This window comes from Ruegeria sp. HKCCD8929 (assembly GCF_013031405.1).
In the GTDB taxonomy this organism is placed as follows: Bacteria; Pseudomonadota; Alphaproteobacteria; order Rhodobacterales; family Rhodobacteraceae; genus Ruegeria.
The window spans coordinates 243,909-269,009 of the sequence record NZ_WPZY01000007.1; the positions used below are offsets into that span (position 1 = coordinate 243,909).

Sequence of the window (25,101 nt, forward strand, 5' to 3'; positions counted from 1 at the left end):
CCGAGATGTGCCATATCACCGATCCCATTGACCGCGCCCTGCTGGACGACTGGCAGCGTGATTTCCCGGTGACCGCGCGCCCGTTTGCGGTGCCGGCGCAGGTGCTGGACCTGACCGAGGCCGAAGTGATCGACCGCCTGGCGCGGATGCGCGCGGCGGGACGGATCACCCGGGTGGGGGCGACAATCGCGCCGGGCACCGTCTCGGCCAGTACGCTCGCCGCCGTGGCTGCCCCCGAGGAGCGGATCGAGGAGGTGGCGGCGCTGATCGATGCCGAGCCGGGGGTGAACCACAATTACCTGCGCGAGGATCGCTGGAACCTTTGGTTCGTGGCCACCGGGCCGGATCGGGAGCACGTGAACGACACGCTGGCCCGGATCGAAGCCCGCACCGGGCTGCGGGTGCTCGATCTGCGGCTGGTGCGCCCATTCAACGTCGATCTGGGCTTCCGGATGGCAGCCAAGACGCCCCGCGTCCCGGCCCCGCGCCGGATCGACCGCTCGGCGATGCAGAGCGGCGACCGGGACCTGTTGCAGGCGCTGAGTTCGGGCCTGCCGCTGGTGGCGGAACCTTATGCGGCGCTGGCCAAGTCTCTGGGCCGTGATGGCTCGGACGTCATGCGCCGCATCAGCGCACTGCATGGGGCGGGCATTGTCTCGCGGCTGGGCGTTATCGTGCGCCACCGGGCGCTAGGGTGGTCCGCCAACGCGATGGTGGTCTGGGACCTGCCGGCCGAACAGATCGACGCTGCGGGCCCGGCGCTGGCCGCGCATCCCGGCGTGACGCTCTGTTACGAGCGGCGGCCGGCCGAGGGGGTCTGGCCCTATCGCCTTTACTCCATGATCCACGCCCGCTCGCGCCCCGAAGCGCGCGAGGTTCTGGCCGGGGCCTCGGCCCTGCCCGAACTGGCGGGGGTTTCGCACAAGGTGCTGTTCTCGGTCCGCTGCTTCAAGCAGACCGGCGCGCTGATCAAACCGAAGGAGGCCGCCGCATGACGCCGCTCGACGCCACCGACCGCCGTTTGCTGAACCGGATGCAGGAAGACCTGCCGCTGGTCGCCCATCCCTATGCCGCCGTGGCAGAGGAGCTGGGGATCGGCGAGGACGAGTTGCTGGCGCGGCTGGCGCGGATGAAGGAGGACCGGGTGATCACCCGGTTCGGACCGTTTTTCGATGCCGCTGCCATGGGCGGGGCCTTTTGCCTGTGTGCCATGGCGGTGCCGAAGGCCGAGTTCGACGCGGTCCTGACCAAAGTCAATGCGCATGCGGAGGTCGCGCATAATTATCAGCGCACGCATCGGCTGAACATGTGGTTCGTGCTGGCCACCGAAACGCCTGACGGGATTGGGGCCTGCGCCGATGCGATCGAACGGGAAACGGGGATCACGGTCCTGCGGTTTCCGAAACTGCAAGAATTCTTCATCGGGTTCCGGGTGGCGGCATGATTGACGACACGGACAGACAGATCATCGCGGCGATGCAGGGCGGTTTGCCGCTGGTCCCTGCCCCCTTTGCCGAGATCGCATCGCGGCTGGAGATGGACGAGGGCGACCTGATGGCGCGCATCGCGGCGATGAAGGCCAGCGGTGTGATCCGGCGCATCGCGGCGGCGCCCAATCACTACAAGCTGGGCATGACCGCAAACGGGATGACCGTGTGGGATGTCGAGGATGCCCGCGTCGCCGAGCTTGGCGCGCAGGTGGGCGCCCTGCCCTTTGTCACCCATTGCTATGAACGTCCCCGCGCCCTGCCCGACTGGCCCTACAACCTGTTTGCCATGGTCCATGGCGCCTCGGGCGATGAGGTCGAGGAGAAGCGGGCGCAGATCGCGGCGCTGCTGGGTGCGGCCTGCCGGGGGCACGACATTCTCTATTCAACGCGCATCCTGAAAAAGACCGGGCTGCGCCTGAAGGAAAGGAACTGACATGTTCCGACTGAGCGAATACATGAAGCAACTGGTCGCGCCGACACCGGTGCGCAAGCGGCGACCCGGCCCGGTGAAGCCGGTGGTGATCTGGAACCTGACGCGGCGCTGCAACCTGAAATGCCGTCACTGCTATACGGTTTCGGCGGATGTGAACTTTCCCGGTGAGCTGAGCCATGAACAGGCGATGGAGACGCTGGAGGATCTGGGCCGGTTCCGTATCCCGGCGCTGATCTTGTCGGGCGGCGAGCCGCTGGACCGGTTCGATTTCTACGATATCGCGACCCGGGCGCGGGACCTGGTGCCGATGCTGGCACTGTCGACCAATGGCACCAAGATCCATGGCGAGGCCGCCGACCGGATTGCAGAGGTGGGGTTCAGCTATGTGGGCGTTTCTCTGGACGGGATCGGGGCCACCAACGACTGGTTCCGGGGCGTCGAGGGCGCCTTTGCCGATGCTCTGCGCGGGGTGCGTGAATGCAAGAAGCGCGGCATCAAGGTGGGGCTGCGGTTCTGTCTGACCGAAGGCACCCAGCATCATCTGCCGGACCTGCTGAAGCTCTGTGATGACGAGGGGGTGGACAAGTTCTATCTGTCGCATCTGGTCTATGCGGGCCGGGGCGACAAGAACCGGGGCGAGGATGCCGAGCGCAAGCGGACCCGTCATGCCATGGACCTGCTTCTGGAGCGGGCCTGGGACGGCGTGCAGGGCGGCCAGCCGCTGGATATCGTGACCGGCAATAATGACGCCGATGCCGGGTATTTCCTGGGCTGGGTGCAGCACAACTTCGATGACGCGCGGGCGGCGCATGTACGCGAGCATCTTGCGGCCTGGGGCGGGAATTCTTCCGGCCTCGGCGTGGCCAATATCGACAATCTGGGCCGGGTGCATCCCGATACCTACTGGTCGGATTACACCGTCGGGAATGTGAAGACGGCGACGTTTTCCGAACTGTGGACCGGCGCCGACCGGATGCTGGAGTTGCTACGGACGCGGCCTCGCCCGTTGAAGGGGCGCTGCGGGGCGTGCCGGTTGCAGGATGTCTGTGGCGGCAATACGCGCATCCGGGCATTGCAACTGACCGGCGATCCGTGGGCCGAGGACCCGGCCTGTTATCTGTCTGATGCCGAGATCGGGGTCGAAGGCGGCGAGCGGCTGGAAGTGACGCCATTTCGGGGGAAGAGCCATGATCCGGCGCATCAGTTCTTTTGATTTTGCGGGGCATGGCTCCGCAACCGAGGTGCTGGCGGTAAGGGCGGGAGCCTCCGGCGGGAGTATTTTTGAAAAGATGAAGATCGGGGGCGTTATTTGCGCTCTGGCCGTCGTGTTTGCTGGAACGGCGCAGGCGGGGCCGGTGGAGGATTATTCGGAGAATTGTGCCTCGTGCCATGGGGCGGACCGGCTGGGCGGGCTGGGACCCGCGCTGATTCCCGAGACGTTGCGGCGGATGCGGGGGCCGAAAGTGGCCGCGGTGATCCGGGATGGACGCACGGCAACGCAGATGCCGGGATTTGGCGACGCGCTGGACGAGGCCGCGATTGCGGCGTTGTCGGACTATCTCAAGGAGCCGCTGGCGGAGGTACCGCCCTGGGGCGAGGCCGAGATCTTAGCGAGCCGGGTGTTGGATGAGGAGTATGTGGTGGCGGCGGCTCCGGTCTGGGACAGTGATCCGATGAACATCACGCTGGTGGTGGAGACCGGCGATCATCATGTCAGCGTGCTGGATGGCGATACATTCGCGGTTCTGGATCGGTTCGAGACGCCGTTCGCCGTGCATGGCGGGCCGAAATTCAGCCCCGACGGGCGCTATGTCTTCATCATGTCGCGCGATGGCTGGGTGCAGAAATATGACCTCTGGTCCCTGCAACAGGTGGGCCGGGTGCGGGCGGGGCTCAACAGCCGCAACATTGCCATGAGCCATGACGGTAAGTGGCTGGCGGTGGCGAATTACCTGCCGATGACGCTGACGCTGCTCTCCACCGAGGATCTGTCGGTGGCCCGCGTCATGGAGGTGGTGAGCAAGCAGGGCGAGCCCAGCCGGGTCTCGGCCGTCTATCAGGCGCCGCAGCGGCAGAGCTTTATCCTGGCGCTCAAGGATGCGCCCGAGATCTGGGAGGTGGCGACCGATCCGAATGCCGATCCGGTCTATGAGGGGTTCATTCACACGCAGCGCAAGGGGATGATCGAGGCGATCCCGTCCTCGGAAGGCCTGTTTGCGCGGCGGCGGATCGAGATCAGCGAGCCGCTGGACGATTTCTTTTTCGACGACGATTACCGCAATCTGATCGGGGCGGCGCGCGACGGGGTGCGGGGTGTGGTCGTCAATCTGAATGTGGGCCGCGAGATTGCCGAGCTGCCGCTGGAGGGGATGCCGCATCTGGGCTCGGGCATCAGTTGGGAGCGCGATGGCCGGCGCGTCATGGCGACGCCGCATCTGAAGGAGGGTAAGCTCTCGATCCTCGATACCGAAAGCTGGGAGGCGATCACGACGATCAGAACCGAGGGGCCGGGGTTCTTTCTGCGCAGCCACGAGAACACGCCCTATTTCTGGGCCGATGTGTTCTTTGGCCCCAACAAGGACGCGATGCATGTGATCGACAAGCAGAGCCTGGAGATCGTGCGCACGCTGCGTCCGGTGCCGGATGCCACGGTCGCGCATGTGGAGTTCACCCGCGACGGCAAACACGCGCTGGTCTCGGTCTGGGAGGAGGACGGCGCGGTGATCGTCTATGATGCGCAGACGCTGGAAGAGGTCAAACGGTTGCCCATGCGCAAACCGTCGGGAAAATACAATGTCTTCAACAAGATCACCTTCTCGGAAGGCACCAGCCACTGAGGGCCGCTGGCCGGTCTGGAAACTGGCGCTGCTGCTTTACCCCTTTGCTGCCGGAACGGTGGCGATCAACCTGTTTCTGGCGGGGCTGATCGCGCATGCCGTCGGGTATTCGGCGCTGAGCCCTGTCGCCTCGATCCTGTGGTCCGTACCGCTGGGCATACCGGCCACCTGGGCGGCGGGGCGCTGGGTGCGCAGTCTCATGGATGAGGCGGACGGGTGACTCAGGCCGCGAGCGCGGGGTCCTTGCGGCGGGCCAGCGGGCGCCCGGCGACGGCGAGGAAGGCGGTTGAGACGGCGATGCCCAGAATGGCGGGGCAGTAGAGCAGCCACCAGAGCTCGGGCCGCTGGATCACCACCGGGGCGATCACGCCGCGTATGCCTTCGAGAACGACGAGGATGGTGAAGGCGGTCAGGATCTGCGGCCAAAGGCCAAAGCGCGAGAAGCCGCCGAGCATCAGGGTGGCAAACCCCATCAGCGCCACGGCGATGCAGATGGCGATCCATGAAAAGCGCTGATGCAGTTCCTCGATCATTTCGCCGACGCTGTATTCCTCGACCTCGGAGATACTGTCCCGGTCGAGGATCAGATCGGCGGTCGGGATCGCCTGCAGGCTGCGTTTCAGCATGCCGCCGCCCCGGGTGAGCGAGGAGATGTCGTATGAGACGTCCTGAAACAGCGTGGTCGACATGGTGCGCGTGCCGGTATCATAGCGCAGCGCCATGCCGTCGAGCATGACCAGGTTGAGCCCTGCCCCGCCGCGCACCAGAAAGGCGCGCGTGCCGGAATAGGTCACGGGTTCCGCCGGGTCGCGCCGGTCCGAGAGGAACACGTCGTTCAAGGTGCCGTCCAGTTCGATGCTGCCGATATAGACCGTCACCCCATCCGCCGGGTGCAGGAACTCGCCCTCGTTCAGAAGCTGCGCGGTGACGTCGCCCGCGACCTCCTGCTGGCGCTGTTCCAGTTGCAGGACGGAGGCCGGGCGCAGGTAAAGGCTGATCGCACCCATCATCAGCCCCGAGATCAGGCCGAAGAGCAGCACCGGGCGTGCCAGACGCCACGGGCTTGAGCCGGTGGCCAGCATCACCGTCAGCTCGCTTTCCCGGCTGAGCCGGTTGGTGGCGTAGACCGAGGCGGCGAAGATCGCCATGGGCATGACGGTGCGGATCAGCGTGGGCAGCGACAGCGCGGTGAATTCCAGGAACACCATCGCCGACTGGCCGCCGCTGATGACCCGGTCGAACAGGCTGACCGAGCGGGTGATCCAGAACACGCCGACCAGAACCAGGGTGAAAAAGCCGAACAGCACCAGCAGTTGTCGCAGGAAGTATCCGTCGAAGCGCGACATGTCTCTCCTATCCGGGCGGTTCGAATTCCAGCCGACATTAAGCCATTACCGCGGCAGAGGAAACCGGGTCAGGAGACATTCTGTGCCGGGATCAGGATGCGGTGGCGCCAGAGCCAGGTGAGGAGTCTTGTGGCTTGTTCGGGAGTGGTTTGGCTCGCCCATGTGCGGGCGATGGTCTCGGCGGACTGGTCGGGCGTGAGGCGGTGCAGGAGCGGTGCGATGCGCAGGCCGTCGATGAAGACCACGGGGCGGGCAAGGTTGGGATGGGTCAGGGCGGTTTCGGGGCGGATCAGGGTTTCGGTCTGGATGGCGGAGGGGGTCAGCACGGCCTCGGGAGAGAGGCGCAGCGGGAGGTCGCTTGGCGGGGCCGTGTCCAGCAGGTCCGGGGGTGGGGTGGCCAGCCAATCCGGTGGAGTGGCTCGGTCGGTCCAGAACGGGTTGGGATGGTGTTGCGCCTGCCGGGCGTAGTAGTCGGCGGCGAGGGTTGCGTGGGTGCGGATACGCTCGGTCTGGCGGTCAGCGGCGAAGGTGAGGGCCAGTTCGGTGTCCTGCGCGCGGGTCAGCAGCGTGTGGGCCACGGCTGCTGTCTGCATCGCCTGGCCCAGCGCTGATTGCACGCCTTGTGAGGACAGCGGGTCGATCGAGAAGCTGGCCTCACCCACGCGTAAAAGATGCGCCGAGGGTGGGGTCTGTTCGGCGTAGCTGGCGGCGTCGCAACTGCGGACATGGCCCCGGCGGCTTGTGTCGAGGCAGGGCGAAAGCAGCGTCGATTGCGCCAGCAGGTTCAGGTAGAGGTCGCGGCGGTCTGCGGGGGAGAGGCCAGCGGCCCGTGCGGGGTCGAGGAATATGGTGGCGTTCACCGTGCCATCGGGCAGGAGCGCGCCCCAGTACCACTGCGCCTCACCCGCCTCGACCCGGGTTTCGGGGCCGAAACCGGGGGGTGGTTGCCAGTAGGCGTAGAGGGCCAGCAAGGGTTGCGAACAGCGGCGGAATTTGCGGGCCAGCCCGGCCTGCTTGCCTGCGGCGTCGATCAGCAGGCGGGTGTGGATGGTCTGTGGTGTCTCCCCGCGCAAGGGGATTTCCCAGCCGTGTTCGGTGCGCCGGGGGCGGTGGGCGCGGGCGGGTTGGAGGACGGTGACTCCGGCCTCAGCTGCGGCGTGCAGCAGCAGGGCATCGAAGCGAGCGCGGTCCACCAGCAGACCCGGTGGACCGGGGGACGTGCCGCGCCGTTCGAATTCCCCACCCCAGTAGAGGATCGAGCCGTGGGAGCGGAGGAAGCCCGCGCCCTCGATCCGGTCACGCAGGCCGAGGGCGGTGAGCGTGGGCAGGATCGAGGGGGGTAGTGACTCGCCGATATGGGCGCGGGGGAAAGCGGCGCGTTCGACGAGGGTGACGCGGTGGCCGAGTTGGGCCAGCCGCAGGGCGACACCCGATCCGGCGGGGCCGCCGCCGATGACGCAGATCTCGGTCTCATGGCGCGGGGGCATGGGGTCAGGCTTGGGCGGCGGCGGGGACGGCGCCGAAATAGTCCGGGCGGGCCTCGGACAGGCGGATATAGGCCTGCAGGCAGTAGTGCAGCCAGCCGCGGATATAGTCGCAGGCGGGGCGGCCGCGGTGGATCACCTCGTGATGGCAGCCGCCGCCGCAGAGATAGCGCGCCCAGCAGGTGGTGCAGGGGGATTGGCGGTGCACGTGGCGGTCTGATAGCCAGGCCCCCCGCCGTGGGTCGGGGCCATCGGTGACGGTGCCCATGGCGCCGTCCGCGTCCTCGACAAAGCGGTGGCAGGCGAAGAGGCCGCCATCAGCGGAGACGCCGAAATAGCCCGCGCCCGCGCCGCAGGGATACGGGCGGTGGGTGCCGCGATGGATCTCGTGCATGGCGGCGGACATGTTGGAGAACGGGTAGCGGCGGCCTGCGATCACCGCCGCCTCGAAGCTTTGCCCGCAGCGGATCATCTGGGCCAGCATCTTGTCCAGACCGGGTTTGTCCAGCTCGTGCTGCCCGTTGGGCGCGGTCAGCATGGGTGAGAAACCGACCGAGTGGAACCCCATCGCCACGAAACGGTCGAGCGTTTCGGGCAGGTCCATGTTCTGCGGTGTGACCGTCACGCGGGCGCCCACCTGCATGTGCTTTTGGCGGGCCAGCAACGGTTCGGCCCGCTTCAGGATCGCGTCGAAGCTGCCGCGTCCGCCGCGATAGGGGCGCAGGCGGTCATGAGCGGCGCCGATGCCGTCGAGGCTGATGGTGACGGCAAAGCCGTGCTGCTCGAAAAACTCCGCATCCTCGGGGCGCAGCAGGGTGCCGTTGGTGGTGATCGAGAACCCGGTGCGCACGCCTTTGGCCTGGGCCCGTTGGGTGGCGTATTCAGTGGTGCGGCGGATCAGGGCGCGGTTGATCAGCGGCTCGCCCCCGAGATAGGCGAGGTTGATGCGCACGCCGGGCTCGGCCTCGGCGATCAGGCGGTCGACCGAGGCCTTGGCGACCTCCCACGGCATGTTGCGCGCGGGCGCGCCGAAATCCCCACCCGAGGCGTAGCAATAGGTGCAGGCGAGGTTGCATTTCTGCGCCACCGCCAGCGACAGGGATCGCAACGGCATGTCCTGCGGCGGCGCGTCGTCGATATAGGGGACGTCCCCCGCCCCGAGGCCGGACAGGAACGCGGTCTGCTGCGCGGCATCCCAGCCCGACCACGCTGCAGCACTGCCCGGGGGGACGTCGAAGACCCGCGAGCCGTCGACCGCGAGCATGTGTTGGCCGTGCTCGGTGTCGAAGAAATGGGCAGCCCCCGCGAGGCCGCGCAGATCCGGCGGGGCCTGGGTCATGGGTCGTGATCCGGCCAGAAGGGGATGCCGATCCGGTCGGCGGCGAGCTTTTCGCCTTCGTCCCGCAGAATCTTCATCTCGGCGCGGACCTGAGACAGATAGTCCTGCGCCTCGGGGTAATCCTTGCCCGCCTCGGAGACATAGGCGTCGTGCAGCCCCTCTTTGACATTGTCGAAGATATCGAGCGCGTGTCTGGCCTGGTCTTCGGTTCCGACCTCGACAGGGCGCAGATAGGCCGGGAGGCCCTCGCCCGTGTTGTACTTGGCCAGAACCTCTTTCATCTGCCGGAAGCGCAGATAATGCTCGTCCCCGTCGGTGTCGATGCGCACGGCCAGCGTGTAGAGGTGACGTTCGTAGAGGTCCCTCTGTTCGAGGGTCGCCACGCAGCGGGCATAGGCGCGGTCGATATAGCCGCCGGGGCGCTCGATCTCGATGAAATCGTCGATGGCCTCGGTGGTCAGCGGGCGCAGCGAGCGGGGATAGACCTTGCCCGGGCCGGGGCCGAAGCGCAGCGTTTTGGCGGGCGTGAGGACCGGGTGGTAATCCTTGCCTTGCAACTCCCACAGCAGTTGGTTGGCGCAGCGCATATGGGTCATTTCGCCAATCGCCACCTCGATCAGCGCGCGGCGGGCGAAGATCAGGTCGTCCTTGAGCGTGGGCCAGCGGGCGGTGTCCGCCGTTTCGGGGTCGGCGAGGGTGAAATAGGCGTAGAGATATTGCAGGCTGAGCGTCATCTCCATCGGTGCCAGCCGGGTGCGCAGATCGGCGATCATCTCGGCGGTGGAGGGATAGGGCAGCACGTCCGGCAGGTCGATATCGGCCTCGTAGACCTCACCGGTTTCGCGGCCCTCGACGACGATGGGCAGATCGCTCCACATCTGGTTGACCTGATAGTGGTCGATCTGGAACGGGCGGTTCTGTTCGACCGTGTTGAACGCGGCCACATTGCCCGCCAGGCTGCGGTCCGAGCGCAGCCAGTCGAGATAGGTTTCCGCCTTGATCGGGTTGTAGGACTGGCCGGTGGGCAGGGCGTGTTCCGGATCGGTCTCGGCCATCACCACATCGGGGTGGTTCGAGGGCCAGTAGTGACAGCCACAGTCGCGGAAATCGTGGGACCACGGGTTGCAGAGGCTCTGGGTCAGTTCGCCGGGGTCGTAGGTATCGCTGAACACGCCCGCCTCGGTGCGGTAGCGGCGGCGGTAGCCGTGCAGTTCGACCGGTTCGGTGTCCACGACGCCTTCGTGATTGCGGCGGACCAGCGCGAGCGAGACCGGGTTGTCCGATCCGGCCTCGAGACTGCGGATGAAGCGCCAGACCATCATGCCGTCATAGGGCGTGCCGTCCTCGTCATGCATGTCGATGCGGCGGTCGCCTTGCTGCACCCAGGACAGGAACCAGCGCCCGGTGCCGAGCTTGGTGCCGATATCGCCGCGATAGGCGGACAGCAGGGTCTGCACCCAATCCTCGGTGCTGTCGTCGGGCAGCATCGGGTCGTACATGTAATCGACAAAGACCAGATGGAAGCCTTGGGTGTTCTTGGGAGCCTCGGGCACAGGGTTGAGCGGCACCCGCACGGCGTTGAACACCAGCCCCGGAAAGAAGCGGCGGTCGAGGTCGCGGACGTCCATTTCCAGCCCCGGAAAGCAGTTGCCGACCGAACCATCGAGGCGGGTGTTGGCCGGGTTGCCGGGCACGCGGTAGGCAGCGCGGGCGGTCAGGTTGCGGGGTTTGACGCGGATTGGCTTGGGCTGGTCAGGCATCTTTCTGCCCTCCTGCATCGGTTGGTGCGGGCGGGTGGGCCTGCAGATAGTCGATGAACGAGACCACCAGGTGATACTGGCGACGCGAGAGCGACAGCGGGTAATAGTTGGAATCGCGCATATAGGGCGGCATGCGCGCATCATGCATCTGGTCGCGGATGATACGCGGGTCGCGGAATTCGGGGTTGGGTTCCTGATCCGGGTTCGGGTCGGCCTCAAGCTGGCTCAGGATGCCGAAGGGCGGGCGCAGCAGCCGTTTGACGTAATCCGGGCGGCGGCGGAGGAAATCCAGAAGTGCGACCTCATCCACCAGTTGCTCGTGTACGAACTTGACCGCGACGGTGTAGGGCAGCCGGTCGTTGGCCACCGAGTTGGAGAAGACCGAGACCGGCTGCGGCCGGATCAGGTCGGGGATCTTGTCGGGGGGGACGGCATCCTCTTCGGTCATCGAGCGGGCATCGGTCGAGGGCAGGCCCGGGGTCGGCGGGATCTTGGTTTGGGCCTGAAGCGAGGCGTTGTCCTTGAGGCCTTGTGCACGGATGTCATCAAGATTGATCAGGCTGTTGGTCTCGAACGCGCGGCGGAAGATGTCGATGACCTCGTCCTTGCAGGCCTCGTAGGTCTGTTCCGTCACCTCGATCAGCGACAGGTCGCGGTCGTCGAGATCGTCGGCCAGGCTGTAGAACGGGCGCCGGTCGGGCGCGAAATCGGGCGGGCCGGTGAAGATGCGGGCGCGCGCGGTCAGGCGCTCGCCGCCGACCGAGAGATAGGCCTCGATGGTGCCGTCGCTGGTGTCGTCGACGACGCCCCAGGACTGGTCGTTGCCGACGCGGGCGCCGTCATAGCTGTCATGCGGTTCGGGATCGTCGTAAAGCCCGGTCATCATGATCCATTGCGACCACGGGGTGTCGGGGTTGAGGATGCGGTTCTGCGGCGGCACGATTTCGTGGATGCGGCCATATTCCGACTTGGGCGGGTCGTTCAGATAGCCCGGCACGGCCAGCGTGGCGGGGCCATAGGCGGCGTCGGGCGGGCCATAGACCTCACCCGCGGGTGGGGTGAAGCGCAGGCGCAGGATGCCGAGATCGACAGTTTCATCCCCGCAGGTCTCACAGGCGCCGGGGACCGGGCGGATGGCGCGGACGGTGCCCAGCGGGATCGGGTTGTGCTCATAGACCAGCGGCTGTTGTTTCGAGGTGTGGGGGCTGAAGGCCAGGAGGGGCTTGCGGGTGAAATCGTCACCCGCGATCTCGGTCCGGACGCGGAAACCGCAGGCGGCATCGCCGGTGCGCCGGGCGGCTTTCTGGTTGCCGACGGTAACGTGATAGCGGACATGTTTCAGTGACAGCCCGTGCCGGTCCAGCAGATCAGGGGTGACCGGGGTTTCGTATTCCTCGCCGCTGTCGGCGTCGTGCAGCCGCGCCCACAGCTCAAAGAACGGCGCCACGGGCCGCAGGGCGCCGGCGTCTTCGTCCCGGAACCGGATTTTCCGGGGGTCGGGCAGATAGGCCGAGACGCTGCCATCCTCGCTTTCCTTCAGCGTCACCGAGGATCGGATCACCGTCTGGTTGTTGCCGTGGGCATCCACATCCTGTTCCCACTCATAGCTTTCGAGCGGGGTCTTGCCCGGCCCCAGCCGGGCGACCGCCATGGGCGGCAGAAAGAAAATCTCGCGTATGGTTTCCATCAGTCGGGCCTCCCACCCCATCCGGTTGCGTGCGGCGCTCCGCTGATTTCGTTACGGGTTGGAATAGGGTTCGTAGGTGATGTTCGGGTCCGAAAAGAATGGCGTGGTTGTGTCCCGGATGATCCATGGCGGCGCGTCCGGAGGTACCTCGGAGATGCTCTGCTGGTAGTGGAAGAAGTTTTCCGGGTCGAACTTGTTTTTCACGAAGAGCAACGAGTTGAAATTGTCGCCCCAGTAGAGCCAGCGGTAGTTGAGCTGCGTGGCGCGCGGGTAGTTCTGGTAGCTGCGGTCGATGAAGAACCCCTCGTGGCTCATCATTTCCATGAAACCGTCGAGCCAGGGGACAACGGTGGCCTTTTCCTCATCCGACAGCCAGAACACGTCGACGTAGAAATTCATGTCGACATCCCGGTGGATGAAGGCGTTGCCGTCCTTACCGACGGGGACGCGGTTGATGGCGCCGCCATAGGGTTCGATGGCCACCGCGCCGTATGCGTTGGGGGTGGAATCGAGACAATCCACCACGCGCTGCCATTCGGCCTGGTTTAATTGCCGCGCGATATAGCCGCCCTGCTTGTCCTCGCGGGCCTGATCGGGAACGACGGGTATGTCGTATTTCTCGTCATAGAGCCACGAGTTAATCTCCTGGTAGGTGCCGGTCTTGGAGTTCTCCAGCTCACCACCGATGGGATCGTCGAGCAGGGGCTGGATGACCTTGCGCCCTTCATCCTCGGGGCCGTGATAGAGGCCCGAGACCAGCAGGATTTTCTCGTCTCCCTGATAGGCGAGAAAGATGTAGGCGCCGAACTCATCCGGGCCGGTCCGCATGTAGTTGGCCTGCAGGAATTCGAGCGCCTTGGCGGCCTTGTCGAGCGGCCATTTGATGTGAAAGCCCCAGACCTTGTAGAGGTCGTGCAGTCGGTAGCGGATTTCCAACAGCACGCCGAAATTGTTGCCGGTGCCGCCCCGGATCGCCCAGTAGAGATCGGGGTTGGTGTCGGCATCGGCCACCACGATGCTGCCGTCCCAGAGCATCACGGTGACGCCCAGCACGTTGTCGCAGGCCATGCCGTATAGCCGCGAGGTAAAGCCGTAGCCGCCGCCCATCATGAAGCCCGCGACGCAGACGTCCTGACAGGCGCCGCCGGGCACGTGCAGGTGATAGGAGTTCAGGACCGAGTTCAGCACCTTGAAGGGCGTGCCGGGGCCGACATAGGCCATCGGTGCCTCGGGCTTGGGATCGACCACCACGTAGCTGAGTTTGCTGGTGTCGAGCACCATGGAGTTGTTGACCGAGTATCCGGCGGTGCTGTGACGGCCCGAGCGCGACACCACCCACAGGTCGTGCTTGCGGGCAAAGGCGAGGCTGTCGCGCACATCCTCGATGGTTTCGCAATAAACGATGATCTCGGGATAGTCCTGAAACGCCGGGTTCCAGAGCTGACGGTCGTTGTTGTAATTCGGATCGGTGGGCAGAACGACCGTGCCCACCAGCCCCTTTTCAAAGGCGCGGATGTCGTCGGGATCTATCGGGTGGTAGCGTTGCAGGACGGTGTCGGTGCGGCTGCTTGCGATGCTTTCCTTGGCCAGAATGGTTTTGCTGATTTTGTGCATTTGCTGTCCCCAATAAACAAATTTTTTGAAAACCATCGGTCGGTATCCGGATCGGATCTCCGAACACGCACAACCATTTACACCACCCACGAAGGCCAAGCTGGCAGCAATCGGCCCCTTGGGTCAAGAAATCGTTTCGAAAAGCGCGCGGGCCTCGGTGACGTCGGCCAGTTCGGCGTTCTGGCCAATCCGGTCGAGCACGGGTTGCAGGGTTGGCTCAACCGCCACGCCGTGTTCCTTTTGCAGACGTGCCAGTGCCACTGCGGCGCGCAGTTCAAACAGGTCGGCGCCGTGTTCGCGCGCGGCGGCCATCGCCTGTTTCAAGAGTGGCACCGGGTCCTCGCCGCGTTCCTGGGCCAGCAGCGCCTGTACCCGCAGTTGCTCGGCTCGCGCCCAGCCTTCTTCGGTTTCCACGATGTGGAATGACGCCTGCTCCAGAGCCGTCGCCGCCGCCTGAACGCCGCCGGCGGTCAGCAGATGCTCTGCCAGCAGGGTGCGGAAGAAGGGCTTGTAGTTGCCAGCCCCGCTGGCCCACCATTCTTCGGCGGCGGCGCGCAGCTCGCTGATCCGCTGCGCGTCCGGGGACAGGGTCGCCTGAGCCCAGCTGCGCCAGAACCTCGCGGTGGTGGCCATGAACGAGAACGAGTGTTCGTCCGACAATCTGGCCAGCCGGTCTGCGGTTTCCAGAGCGGCCGGGAAATCGCGCCGCAGCAGATGCACCATGCACATGTAGGTCAGAACCTGCGCGACGCTGTGCGCGTGCTTGAGCCTTTCCGCCCCCTCCAGCGCGTGTTTCTGAACCTCAAGCGCGCGTCCGGGCAGGCCCATCACGCAATAGCACTTGCCAAGGAAGGCCGCCGTGATCGCCGCGTGGTCGGTGCCGTAGACATAGGCGAGATGGCCATGTTCATCCGGATCGTAGAGGGCCAGAGCCTGTTCGAGATGATCCCGCGCGTCGGGCAGATGGCCGATATGGAGCTGCACCGCCCCCATTGCGCGGTGACCGACCATCCGGTGTTCGGTCTTGCCGGTGCGGTCGGCCAGTTCCAGAATCTGGGCCGCCACCTCATGTGCGAGACGGTATTCGGCGCGGACCAGATGAAACGCGTAAAGGCCGTTGAGCACCGGGAAGAGCTGCTGCAACTCACTAATCCGGCCACAGAGCTTGCGCAGGCGTGCATAGGCGTCGCCCGTGTCATCCGCCGCGATACCCACCGTCGAGCGCAGCACCCCGGCGCGCAAAACCTGTATCTCGATCTCCTGCCGGTCGCGGCGTTCCGTCCGTGGCTGTAATGCCAGCAGATCCAGCGCCCGGGACAGGTGGGTGACCGCTTCGGTGTTGGCCGAGCGTTCGACCGCTTGCCGCCCGGCGCTCTGCCAGTGGTGCACCGCCTCATCCGGGCGTTTTGCCATGGTGTAGTGATGCGCCAGCACCTCGGGCTGGGTCTGGGACAGATGCGGCTGCTGGTCGTTCAACGCGCCCGCCGCGCGTTCATGCAGCACCTGCCGTTCGGTTCTGAGCAAGCTGTCATAGGCCATGTCGCGCAGCAGCGCGTGGCGGAACACATAGCCCTCGGCCGAGACCATGCCCCGCTGCAGGATGATCCCCGCCGAGACCAGCTGATCCAGCCCCGCACGTAGGGTCGAGGGCGACAGCATCGACACCGAGGTCAGCAGCGCAAAGGTAAAGTGGCGCCCGAACACGGCGCCGGTTTGAGCCACCTCCTTGGCCATGCCAAGACGGTCCAGACGCTCCATCAGCGAGTCCCTGAGCGTGTTGGGCACCGACAGTTCCGGCAGGGGACCGATCGGCACAAAGGTGTCGCCGGTGTCGCGGAGCTGACCGGATTCCAGCAGACCCCGGGTCACCTCTTGCACATAGAGCGGGATGCCATCGGCCTTGGCGGCGATCAGGTCGCAGACCGCCTCGGGCAGGGGTTTGCCGGCAACTTCGGTCACGATCTCGGCGATGTGCCGGCTGGACAGACGGCCAAGCTGCAGGTCCGAGACATTGGCGCGTGGCCCCCAGCCCGGGTCGAAACCGGGGCGCGTCGTCATGACGATCAGGACCGGCAGATCGCGCACCCGTTCGACCATCTGCTGCAACAGCGTGTGCGTGGTGGGGTCGATCCAGTGCACGTCCTCGAACAGGACCAGCACCGGATCGTCTGCGGCCATCCGAACTAGCTGCTCGGACATCACCTGAAACGTGCGCTCCAGCCGCTGCTGCGGGGTCAGGTCCAGCGGGCCAAACCGGTTTTCGGTGGGCAGGTGCAAGAGATCGGCGATCAGGCACATGTCCTGATCCGCATCGAGTTGCATCAGGTCTTCGAGCTTGGCAAGCCGCTCGTCGGCGCTGTCCGATTGGGTGAATTTGGAGGCGCCTTCCAGGTGCTGGATCAGGGGGTAAAGCGCACTGTTCGAGTGATAGGGTGAGCACTGAAAGCTGAGCCTGATCCGGCCATCCGCCCGGGTTTCCTGACTGAGCCCTTCGGCCAGGCGCGACTTGCCGATCCCGGCCTCGCCCGAGACCAGCACGACCTGCCCTGCCCCGGACTGCGCGGCGTGCCATTTTTCCTGAAGGTGCTCGAACTCGGCCCAGCGGCCAACCAGCCGGTCCGAGCCGGTGTCCAGCATCACCCCGAACCGGCGTTCGTTGCGGGCCGGGCCGATCACGGTCCAGGCGGGCACCTTGTTCGAGAACCCCTTGAGCGTGAACTGGCCCATATCCTCAAGCTCGAACGCGTTGCCGACCAATTTCCGGGTGGGCGCGCCGATGACCAGCGTGTTGGGTTCGGCCAGCGCCTGCAGACGCGCGGCGAGGTTCGGGGTCTCGCCCATCACCACATCGTTTTCCTTGAGCCCTTCGCCGTGGATGGTGCCAACGACGACCAGCCCGGTGGATATGCCGATACGGGCCCTGAGCGGCTCGTCACTGTCGATGTCGGGCAGAGCGCCGAGGATTTCCAGCCCGGCATGAATGGCGCGGGCGGCGGCGTCTTCGTGGGCATGCGGATAGCCGAAATAGATCATCGCCCCGTCGCCCATGAAACTGGCAACGTGGCCGCCGAAACGACCGACGGCGGTGGTGCAGGTTTCCTTGAAGCGGCGCACCAGCTCGCCCAGATCCTCGGGGTCGAGCCGCATGGACAGCGGGGTGGAACCCACCAGATCCACGAACATGACGGTGAGCTGGCGGCGCTCGGCCTCGATCTTGCCCGCCTTGCCGGATCGGTTGGCGCCGTCGCCCTGCGCACCGTGGGGCATCAGCGGAGGTGCGGCGCGTTCACGCTGGGCCCTGAGGATCCTGCGGCGGGGACCGAGCGGCAGGCCCATGTCCTGCAAATCCGCCTCGGAAAGCTCGGGCAGATCGCTCAGCTCGACCTCGGCGGCCTCGAACAGCGGCGTGTATCTCGCCAGTCCAAGGCCGTCCAGAAATGCGGCGATGTCCTTCATCTGCGGTTCACGATCCATCCCACACCGCGCCTTTCGGCACGATGCATCCCCTCTCGATTGCTCGGCGCCTGCCCCCTTTTGCGTGCCCCGTAGGCCGGGTCACCTGTGGTTACCGTCGGTCTGCAGTGTTTTCGCAACAGGCGCTTCGGTCAAGCATGCAGACCCTGTAAAGGTCCAAAATTATTCGGAATCTTCGTGGAAACGCGGCGTCGCGGGCGTATGCCAAAGGTATTTCGGGCGGGAGGTTCGGGGCGAGCCAAGGGCGTTCAGGCCGGATTTCCGATCCAATCGGATCGGTTGAGCCGACATTGTGCGCAAACAGGAAAGGCCCGCGTTACACGGGCCAATCCTGTGATCAGGCGGGAATCACGGCACCAGGCAGAAGCTCTGCTGGTAGTCTTCCCAGTTCGAATTGGTCAGGTCCCAGTCGTTCTGTGCGAACTTGAAATTGCCGTTTCGCGTCCGGTCCCAGGCGACGAGACGGATCGAAAAGCCGCATTCCGGCAGCGGATCGTCATTGTCGATACCGTCAAGCTCAAGATCCCATTGCTGGGTCAGGTTCAGCGTGCCGAGCGCCACATCTGTCGCCGGGGGCTGGGTGCCGGTGTCGTTCAGGCTGGCGCTGCCCGGAGGCCAGCTCTGGATCAGGGTTGCGGGCACCGGACCGCCGACATTGCCGTTGCCGTTCCAGCTGAGCGTGTAGTGCGAGAAATGCTCGTCGAAGATCTCGCCCCGGATGTCGATGATCACGTCATTGCCCATGCCGTCGATCTTGCACTGATCGTCGAACTGCACCGGCGGGGAACCGGGCAGGAACAGGGCCATGTCGACCGGATTGGGCTTTTCATTGTCCACCCGGATGCGGACCGGGGCGGAAAAGGTTTCGACCGCCGTCCCGATCTCGCGCATCACCACGCGAAAGACCGCCGTCTGCGCACCCGCAACGGTGGCCGAGCGCCATGCGGCCAGATAGCCATGGTCGGGGCATTCCGCAAAACGCCAGTAATCGGTCAGGGCAATCCAGCCCGAGATATCCTCGGCATAGAGGTCATTGTCGTTGCAGGTCGGCCCCACATCGCGCATCCAGTTCATGCCCGCATGATTGATCGGCAGTTCCGGCCCGCCATTGACAGCGACCCGCACCTGAAACTCATGCGTGGTGTATTCCGGGCAGGCGCTGCCGGGCAGCACGCCGTCGATGCTGATGTCACGTCCGAAAGGGCGCTGGTCACCGAACAGTCCAGTGATCTGGTTGATGTCGACAACGTCGATATCGCTGATCTTGTTGATGTAGAAGTTGCAGCCCTGCACGACGGTTCCTGCGGCCAGCGCATCAAGCCCCATATCGGTATCGCGCGGCTCAAACGACGCGATAAGATCCTTGTTGCGCAGATACACGCCCGGCCCGACGGTCAGAGCGTCACCATCCGAGATCGAGCCCTCGCGGGCCTGAATCTCGATCGAGAGCAGCTCGATCGGGACCTGCTCGATCGGGTCGATCGCGGGTGTATAGGCGTCCAGGCCATAGTCCACACCCTCGGCCGGAAGACCCGAGGGCAGAGCGGGCAACAAGCTGTTGTTGGACCGCACGATGGTTCCGTTTTTTGCCGACAGCAGATCGCCGTCCAGGAATTGCGGTTGCTGCACGTCCGGCGGGGTGCCTTCGGTCGAGAACAGGATATCGGTGTTGGTGCCGTCCAGAATGTCGATCAGCAGCCCGGGATTTTGCCGCAGCTCATCGACGCTGGTGCTGCTCAGCTTGGCCATCAGATCCCGCTTTTCGCGCGGGGCGCCTTCGATATGCACCGCATCGAGGCCCAGATTCAGGCTGCGCGGCAGATCGAACTTAACCAGCAGAGCGTTATTCGGCACCACCGCGCCATTGCCGAACAACAGATCGCCGGCGGTGAACTGACCGGCGCCGTTGACGGAATCGATCTCGGTCGAAAACGCGATGAACACGGCGCCGTCGTCGATGGTGATCTGTTCAACGGCGTCCAGCCCGTGATCATAACGCTCGATATCGAAGACACGCAGCAGATCGGCGTTGCGGGCGCAGAGCCGCGAGCCGCTGCCGACCTCGAAGGTCAGCAGATCGCCGTCGGACACGACCGGGCCGCCGGGCAATCTGGTGCCTCGCGACAGGAAATCCTCGGATGTCGAAAACCACAGACCCTTGCAGTCCGCCAGGTTGATCCCCTGAGCCATCGAGGCTGACGGCGCGACCAGCAATGCAGCACCCGCCAGTGCGGTGCAGGCAATAATAGATCGCCCAATGAAATTGGGAAAACGCATTGATTTACTCCATAAATTTGACCGTCCCTAAAATCGCGGGACCTAAAGTATTGATTTTTATAAAATTCACCTTGGCAAAATCGGTCAAGGCAAGCGGACAATACCACAAAAGCCCGGTTTTCGACAGGTGGGAATACCTTACTTGGGCGCGTTCACACCGTCCGCCGGGCGCCTTGTGATGTGGCGAGGGGCAGCGGTGGTGGTTCGCGCAAAAGTTGCCTCAAACCGGGATTCGTGCTAGGTAGAGCCTTCTTTTTTAGTAAGTTCTTGGAGAAATGTTATGAAACACGCCGCTGTTTTCGCGGTTCTTGCGGTGCTTTTCCTGCCGCCCGGCCTTCAGCCGAAATCGGGCGACATCTTCGCAGGGCCGTGCAACCCCGAGGTTCAGGACTGCCCCTAGTTTCCGGCAGATAGTCAGACATCATGGTCGATTGGATCTACGTCGGAGCGATACTGTTCGGCGCCTTTTCGCTGTTGATCGAAGCGGATCGCAATTACCGCACGTCGCTCGACAACCACCCGTTTCCGTATCACGCCATCCTTGAAAAGGTTGAGCTCGAGAACCTGTGCACGCCGCGCGAATGGCTGCTGGGGTTTCTGTTCTATTCGCTGCTGTACCTGCTGGCCTATGCGCTGATCCTCAGCTCGACCGAGCTGTTCCTGCTGGTGCGCAGTGCAAATCTGGCGGAGCTGCAGGTGGGCGCGAACACCGATTATGTCGGGCCGCTTTCGGACCCGCTGGAATTGGGTGACAGCACCTATGGCAAGCCGATCTTCGTCTCGGCCTTCCTGATCGCCTTTCTGTCGATGGGCGCGATGAAGCCGGTGGAAACCTACATGCGCGCCCTTGCCCACCGCCTGGCCGGGGTTCCGCGGGGCGTCTACAAGGTGCTCGAAGCGCTGCAATCGGTCGAATATCTGAAACTCAACCGGGGCGCGCCGAGCCCGCTTGTGAACAAGTTCGACAACCTGCTGAACGAGAAACGGTCGGAACTGTCGGGCCTGACCGATCAGTATACCGAAGGCATCCGCGCCCAGTTGTCCACCATCGATTGCCTGTCCCCGTCGGTCATCGCGGGCTTCAGCCACCTGCATTTTCCGATGACGCATTTCGACGCCTTCAAGGAAGTTCCCGATCTGCTCAGGAAAGAGATCGACGATGTCGAGGCCGACATCGCCGATCTGAACCCGACCGAGGCCAGCCTGAAATCCCTGCATGAAAAGGCGGTTCTGACCGCAAACAGCGCCAAGGCGGTGTTTGCGGTGTTCTATGTGCGCAACAACCATGCGATCAAGAACACCACACCGAACTCGCCCATCGCCCGGATCGAAAAGCTGATCGCGCGGGGCTACCGGATCGAGCTGAACTCGTTCGCCATGTCGATCTGCGTCAGCTTCATCCTGTCGCTGATGATCTGCTTTTTCGCCTATCAGAGCTGGAACGAGGCCAAGGTGTCGCAGCGGCCCGCCCTGGCCGAAGCCGAAATCGCCACCGTTTTCCTCAGGCTGACCGAGATCAAGGACCTCGAGGCGCGCACGGCGGCGCAGAATACATGCGTCGGGGCGCTGGCCGATCCGGCGCTGCTGACGGAGGTGGACCAGACCTGCGCAGAGGCCGTTGCCAAGGGGCAGGCAGCGTGGCTGCGGGCGCAGTTCACCCGGTTTGGCAGCTGGAGTTTTTGGGACACGTTGCAGCGCGGCCTGATGGTCTTTGGCGTTGTGGTCTCCACCATCTTTTTCCGCGAGGTGCGGGTCGATCAGAACTCGTGGAAGCCCTGGTCGATCAAGCGCATCCCGTTTCTGCGCCTGTTGTCGATGAGCGCCGCGCCGGCGGCGATTGGCGTGTTTGCCCTGTCGTCGGGCTATGTCATCCAGCTGGTCTGGGATTCCGGGTTCGACCTGACGCAGCGCCAGCTGACCATTCTGTTCCAGAACTACTGGATCTACTTTGCCTGGCATTTCCTGCCCGGCATGTTCCTGAGCATCGCCGCGCTGACGCTGATGGACAAACATGACGACTGGGTGTTCGAGGCGACGGCGCTGACCGGGGTCCTGTTCGCGGTGGTTCTGATGGGGCTGGCCTGGGTCATTTTCCAACTGACAACACCCAGCCCTCAGTCCACGGTCATCGAATTGCAGACCTGGTTCGGCGATCTGCGGATCAACCATGCGCTGCGCGACACGATTATCGTCTCGGCACTGCCTGCACTGTTCATCTTCTGGTTTGCAGTGTTCCTGGAAGCCACCGAGGAGAGCAAGCAGACCCGCTGGCTGATCGGGCGGCCATTCGCAAGCCGGCGCGGCAAGAGCGGAGGGTTCGCCAGCCGGCGAGACAAAACCGGAGGGGACGGCGATGCGTGACTTTTGTACGTTGGTGCTGGCCGCCGCGCTGATTGCCGGCACCGCAATTGCCCAGACCTCCCAAACCGGCGAGCCGACGGCCCGCGACAGCGTGCTGCGTATCGGGGTGCGCAGCGATGCGCGCCCGTTTTCATACCGGTCCGAGCGCAATTTCGACGTTCTTACCGCCGCCACGCCGGGGCCCTTGGCGAACCGGAAATACACCGGGTTCATGATCAAGATCTGCGATGCGGTGCTGACCGACATGCTGGTCAACCCGGCCGGAGAAGGCGGCAGGTTCACCAACCGCGATCTGAGGATTGTCGATGTCGATGAACTGGTGATGAAGAACCCCGAGAAAAGCCGGTTCGAGTATTTTGGCGAAGAGTTCGACATTCTGTGCGACCCAGCCACCATCACCAACGACCGACGCAGCGGCTTGATCCTGTCGCCGCCGCTGTTTCTGAGCGGCATCAGCTTTATCGACCTGCCGGAATTGCCCAAACCGCGGCAGGACGGCTGCCCGAGCCTGCCGCTGGTCGGTCTTGTGGGCAACACCACCGCCGCTCAGACCGGCATTCGCGCCGTCCTCGAAGCGGATGAACTGCCGCGCTACAACGCTCTGCTGGTCGACTATCTCAACGATGGCAAAACGAACTGCGCCAAGGAGGAGATCGAGTACGAGGCGGTGAGGATATTTGCGTCGCATTCCGAGGCGGCAGAGGCTTTTTGCGACAGGGAATATTACTATTATCTCGGAGATCACGAGATCATCACCGCCAACGCGCGCCTGATCCCCGGCTGTGATTTCGAGCATTCCGGGCGGACTTTTACCACCGACCGGTATGCGATTTTTGGGCAGATCGATTATCAGAACACCGAACGCGCCCTGCATGTTGCGCGGTTCTTCGAAATTCTCAGTCAGAAGGTGCCGTTCAGCCCCTCGATCCTGGATACCGCGTTTTCGGATACCTTCATCGGAACCGAGAAAAGCCGCGCGTTGGAGTTGTTTTTCTGGAGCGTGCGCGGCTCAAAATAGTTGGCCTTGCCAGCGCTGTATTGCACTGGCGGCCATGCCGCTCAGCTGCCCTCGGCCCCGAGGTCGGCCAGATGCTTTCTGCGCCGCAACTCCTGATCCAGAAGCTGCGAGATTTCGGATCTGGTGAGCACGTCCCGACCCTTGACGGAACTCTCCATGGGTTGTTGCTCAACGCCCGAAAACGAAACCTGGGCGGCCTTGGTACGAAACGGAAACTTCAAAAAAGATCTGATCGACATTTTGTGCTCCTCAGTCCGTTGGCGGGGTGTCGCTGCGGATGTTTGCCCGAACCCCGAGGGTGAGGCTCAAGGGCGTCCGTGAATGGGTGGTGGTCCGCAGCGACATCTTTCAAAAACCAAAAATGAGCGTAGATCCAAAGGGGAAAAACACACAAAAGCGGTCATTATTGATCGTTTAGTCAAATTTTGATGCCCGAATTATGCACGGTTTTCGGGCGCCGGTCGTGGCGCAACCTGCGCTAATTCCATGGAAAATCGGACCGGGGTCACGGTGAGGGGCGGAAAGCGCCACTGTGAGACGGGTGGGAAACGGGTGTGGAAACGGACGTTGCGTCACAAACCCACAAACTTCTGGGCACCACATGGACTGCGTGCATCGAGCCGGAATCTACGGCGGCTGATTCGTTGAAATCGCAGTATCTCACCCACCCCGCATCGCGTTGCCGGACGTTCCGGATGCGGTGCAAAGCGGGCTGTGGCGGGCGCAGATTACTGCGCCGCCATGGGCATTCTTGCGATCTGGCAGCGCTGCCAGAGGGTCGAGAGCGCGCCGACCAGATGATCGACATCCGCATCCGTGTGCACCGGTGACGGCGTGATGCGCAGGCGCTCGGTGCCCTTGGGCACGGTCGGGTAGTTGATCGGCTGGATGTAGATGCCGAACTCTTCCAGCAGAGTGTCCGAGATGAACTTGCACTTGACCGGATCGCCCACCATCACCGGGATAATGTGGCTGGGGTTGGGCAGGTGCGGGATGCCTTCGGCATCGAGCCGGGCGCGGACCTGCGCGACGCGGGCCTGCTGGGCGGTGCGCTCGGCCTGCGAGGTTTTCAGGTGCCGGATCGAAGCGGCGGCGCCTGCGGCAATCGCGGGCGGCAGGGCGGTGGTGAAGATGAAACCGCTGGCAAAGCTGCGCACGAAGTCACAGAGCGCGGCCGATGCGGCGATGTAGCCGCCGACCACGCCGAAGGCCTTGCCCAAGGTGCCCTCGATCACCGTGAGGCGATGCATAAGGCCCTCGCGCTCGGCTATGCCGCCGCCACGGGGACCGTAGAGGCCGACGGCATGCACCTCGTCGAGATAGGTCATGGCGCCGTATTTGTCGGCCAGATCGCAGATTTCCTTGATGGGGGCGATGTCGCCGTCCATGGAATAGACCGATTCAAAGGCGATCATCTTGGGTGCGTCCGGGTCGGCGGCGGCCAGCTTTGCCTCGAGATCGGCAAGGTCGTTATGCTTCCAGATCACCTTTTGCGCCCGGGAATGGCGGATGCCTTCGATCATCGAGGCGTGGTTGAGGGCGTCCGAGAACACGATCAGGCCGGGGATTTTCGACGCCAGCGTGCCCAGCGCGGCCCAGTTCGAGACATAGCCGGAGGTGAACAAGAGCGCCGCTTCTTTCCCGTGCAGATCGGCCAGTTCGGCCTCCAAGAGCACATGGTCATGGGTGGTGCCCGAGATGTTGCGGGTGCCCCCGGCCCCTGCCCCACAGCGGTCGAGCGCATCATGCATGGCGGCCAGAACATCCGGATGCTGCCCCATGCCGAGATAGTCGTTCGAGCACCAGATTCGCACGTCGCGCCGTGTCTCCCCGTCGGTCTGGCGAGCGTTCGGGAAGGCGCCGCAGCGCCGTTGCAGGTCGATGAAGACGCGGTAGTTGCCTTCGTCCTTCAGACCGTCGAGGCTCTGGGTGAAAAATCGCTCGTAGTCCATGACGCTCTACTCCCGGGAATACTGGCTTT

Annotated in this window: 18 protein-coding genes; 8 read left to right on the top strand and 10 right to left on the bottom strand. The window is 64.2% G+C overall.

The window, feature by feature from the left end:
• Positions 1-5: 5 nt before the first annotated feature.
• The 6 genes from GOX53_RS13530 (at position 6) to GOX53_RS13555 (ending at position 4,980) form a co-directional block, all read left to right on the top strand.
• The gene (locus tag GOX53_RS13530; protein WP_171177241.1) at positions 6-995 is read left to right on the top strand and encodes an Lrp/AsnC family transcriptional regulator; all 990 of its coding nucleotides are present in this window, start codon (positions 6-8) and stop codon (positions 993-995) included.
• The gene (locus GOX53_RS13535) at positions 992-1,444 is read left to right on the top strand and encodes an Lrp/AsnC family transcriptional regulator (RefSeq protein ID WP_171177162.1); all 453 of its coding nucleotides are present in this window, start codon (positions 992-994) and stop codon (positions 1,442-1,444) included. The genes GOX53_RS13530 and GOX53_RS13535 overlap by 4 nt, the downstream gene beginning before the upstream one ends.
• Positions 1,441-1,923, top strand: coding sequence for an AsnC family transcriptional regulator (locus tag GOX53_RS13540; RefSeq protein ID WP_171177164.1), 483 nt, complete (start codon positions 1,441-1,443; stop codon positions 1,921-1,923). Before GOX53_RS13535 ends, GOX53_RS13540 begins: the two co-directional genes overlap by 4 nt.
• Position 1,924: 1 nt before the next feature.
• On the top strand, positions 1,925-3,136 hold the full coding sequence (nirJ, locus tag GOX53_RS13545) for a heme d1 biosynthesis radical SAM protein NirJ (RefSeq protein ID WP_171177166.1): 1,212 nt from the start codon (positions 1,925-1,927) through the stop codon (positions 3,134-3,136).
• Between the two features lie 76 nt (positions 3,137-3,212).
• Complete coding sequence (locus GOX53_RS13550) at positions 3,213-4,760, top strand: nitrite reductase (RefSeq protein ID WP_171177244.1); 1,548 nt, start codon at positions 3,213-3,215, stop codon at positions 4,758-4,760.
• Entirely contained in the window at positions 4,717-4,980 is a 264-nt protein-coding gene (locus GOX53_RS13555; protein WP_171177168.1) for a hypothetical protein, read from the top strand. Before GOX53_RS13550 ends, GOX53_RS13555 begins: the two co-directional genes overlap by 44 nt.
• A 1-nt stretch (position 4,981) precedes the next feature.
• Here the strand turns inward: GOX53_RS13555 and lptF are convergent, their stop codons facing one another.
• From lptF to GOX53_RS13595, 8 genes are all read right to left on the bottom strand, one after another.
• A complete protein-coding gene (lptF, locus tag GOX53_RS13560; protein WP_171177170.1) occupies positions 4,982-6,106 on the bottom strand; it encodes an LPS export ABC transporter permease LptF in 1,125 nt (374 codons plus the stop codon).
• Between the two features lie 68 nt (positions 6,107-6,174).
• Complete coding sequence (locus GOX53_RS13565; RefSeq protein WP_171177172.1) at positions 6,175-7,593, bottom strand: NAD(P)/FAD-dependent oxidoreductase; 1,419 nt, start codon at positions 7,591-7,593, stop codon at positions 6,175-6,177.
• Positions 7,594-7,597: 4 nt separating this feature from the next.
• A complete protein-coding gene (locus tag GOX53_RS13570) occupies positions 7,598-8,929 on the bottom strand; it encodes a radical SAM/SPASM domain-containing protein (protein WP_171177175.1) in 1,332 nt (443 codons plus the stop codon).
• Entirely contained in the window at positions 8,926-10,689 is a 1,764-nt protein-coding gene (locus GOX53_RS13575; RefSeq protein ID WP_171177176.1) for a ferritin-like domain-containing protein, read from the bottom strand. The genes GOX53_RS13570 and GOX53_RS13575 overlap by 4 nt, the downstream gene beginning before the upstream one ends.
• Entirely contained in the window at positions 10,682-12,376 is a 1,695-nt protein-coding gene (locus GOX53_RS13580; RefSeq protein WP_171177178.1) for a hypothetical protein, read from the bottom strand. The genes GOX53_RS13575 and GOX53_RS13580 overlap by 8 nt, the downstream gene beginning before the upstream one ends.
• A 51-nt stretch (positions 12,377-12,427) precedes the next feature.
• A complete protein-coding gene (locus GOX53_RS13585) occupies positions 12,428-13,990 on the bottom strand; it encodes an FAD-binding oxidoreductase (protein WP_171177180.1) in 1,563 nt (520 codons plus the stop codon).
• Positions 13,991-14,113: 123 nt separating this feature from the next.
• The gene (locus GOX53_RS13590; RefSeq protein ID WP_254446555.1) at positions 14,114-17,464 is read right to left on the bottom strand and encodes an AAA family ATPase; all 3,351 of its coding nucleotides are present in this window, start codon (positions 17,462-17,464) and stop codon (positions 14,114-14,116) included.
• Between the two features lie 348 nt (positions 17,465-17,812).
• Positions 17,813-19,741, bottom strand: a complete 1,929-nt coding sequence (locus GOX53_RS13595; protein WP_171177181.1) for a hypothetical protein — start codon at positions 19,739-19,741, stop codon at positions 17,813-17,815.
• Positions 19,742-20,164: 423 nt separating this feature from the next.
• Between GOX53_RS13595 and GOX53_RS13600 the strand changes: the two genes are divergently transcribed.
• Both GOX53_RS13600 and GOX53_RS13605 read left to right on the top strand, forming a co-directional pair.
• Positions 20,165-22,102, top strand: coding sequence for a hypothetical protein (locus GOX53_RS13600; protein WP_171177184.1), 1,938 nt, complete (start codon positions 20,165-20,167; stop codon positions 22,100-22,102).
• On the top strand, positions 22,095-23,120 hold the full coding sequence (locus GOX53_RS13605; RefSeq protein WP_254446556.1) for a hypothetical protein: 1,026 nt from the start codon (positions 22,095-22,097) through the stop codon (positions 23,118-23,120). The genes GOX53_RS13600 and GOX53_RS13605 overlap by 8 nt, the downstream gene beginning before the upstream one ends.
• 41 nt (positions 23,121-23,161) lie before the next feature.
• On the opposite strand, the gene GOX53_RS13610 is transcribed toward GOX53_RS13605, so the two are convergent.
• Together GOX53_RS13610 and hemA are read right to left on the bottom strand one after the other, a co-directional pair.
• Entirely contained in the window at positions 23,162-23,359 is a 198-nt protein-coding gene (locus GOX53_RS13610; protein WP_171177186.1) for a hypothetical protein, read from the bottom strand.
• A gap of 489 nt (positions 23,360-23,848) precedes the next feature.
• On the bottom strand, positions 23,849-25,072 hold the full coding sequence (gene hemA / locus GOX53_RS13615; protein ID WP_171177188.1) for a 5-aminolevulinate synthase: 1,224 nt from the start codon (positions 25,070-25,072) through the stop codon (positions 23,849-23,851).
• Positions 25,073-25,101: the final 29 nt, after the last annotated feature.

Excerpts from the sequence above, each read along its gene's own strand:
- GOX53_RS13530 (WP_171177241.1), top strand. The coding sequence starts at position 6 with ATGTGCCATATCACCGATCCCATTGACCGCGCCCTGCTGGACGACTGG.
- GOX53_RS13535 (WP_171177162.1), top strand. The coding sequence starts at position 992 with ATGACGCCGCTCGACGCCACCGACCGCCGTTTGCTGAACCGGATGCAG.
- GOX53_RS13540 (WP_171177164.1), top strand. The coding sequence starts at position 1,441 with ATGATTGACGACACGGACAGACAGATCATCGCGGCGATGCAGGGCGGT.
- nirJ (WP_171177166.1), top strand. The coding sequence starts at position 1,925 with ATGTTCCGACTGAGCGAATACATGAAGCAACTGGTCGCGCCGACACCG.
- GOX53_RS13550 (WP_171177244.1), top strand. The coding sequence starts at position 3,213 with ATGAAGATCGGGGGCGTTATTTGCGCTCTGGCCGTCGTGTTTGCTGGA.
- GOX53_RS13555 (WP_171177168.1), top strand. The coding sequence starts at position 4,717 with ATGTCTTCAACAAGATCACCTTCTCGGAAGGCACCAGCCACTGAGGGC.
- lptF (WP_171177170.1), bottom strand. The coding sequence starts at position 6,106 with ATGTCGCGCTTCGACGGATACTTCCTGCGACAACTGCTGGTGCTGTTC.
- GOX53_RS13565 (WP_171177172.1), bottom strand. The coding sequence starts at position 7,593 with ATGCCCCCGCGCCATGAGACCGAGATCTGCGTCATCGGCGGCGGCCCC.
- GOX53_RS13570 (WP_171177175.1), bottom strand. The coding sequence starts at position 8,929 with ATGACCCAGGCCCCGCCGGATCTGCGCGGCCTCGCGGGGGCTGCCCAT.
- GOX53_RS13575 (WP_171177176.1), bottom strand. The coding sequence starts at position 10,689 with ATGCCTGACCAGCCCAAGCCAATCCGCGTCAAACCCCGCAACCTGACC.
- GOX53_RS13580 (WP_171177178.1), bottom strand. The coding sequence starts at position 12,376 with ATGGAAACCATACGCGAGATTTTCTTTCTGCCGCCCATGGCGGTCGCC.
- GOX53_RS13585 (WP_171177180.1), bottom strand. The coding sequence starts at position 13,990 with ATGCACAAAATCAGCAAAACCATTCTGGCCAAGGAAAGCATCGCAAGC.
- GOX53_RS13590 (WP_254446555.1), bottom strand. The coding sequence starts at position 17,464 with ATGGATCGTGAACCGCAGATGAAGGACATCGCCGCATTTCTGGACGGC.
- GOX53_RS13595 (WP_171177181.1), bottom strand. The coding sequence starts at position 19,741 with ATGCGTTTTCCCAATTTCATTGGGCGATCTATTATTGCCTGCACCGCA.
- GOX53_RS13600 (WP_171177184.1), top strand. The coding sequence starts at position 20,165 with ATGGTCGATTGGATCTACGTCGGAGCGATACTGTTCGGCGCCTTTTCG.
- GOX53_RS13605 (WP_254446556.1), top strand. The coding sequence starts at position 22,095 with ATGCGTGACTTTTGTACGTTGGTGCTGGCCGCCGCGCTGATTGCCGGC.
- GOX53_RS13610 (WP_171177186.1), bottom strand. The coding sequence starts at position 23,359 with ATGTCGATCAGATCTTTTTTGAAGTTTCCGTTTCGTACCAAGGCCGCC.
- hemA (WP_171177188.1), bottom strand. The coding sequence starts at position 25,072 with ATGGACTACGAGCGATTTTTCACCCAGAGCCTCGACGGTCTGAAGGAC.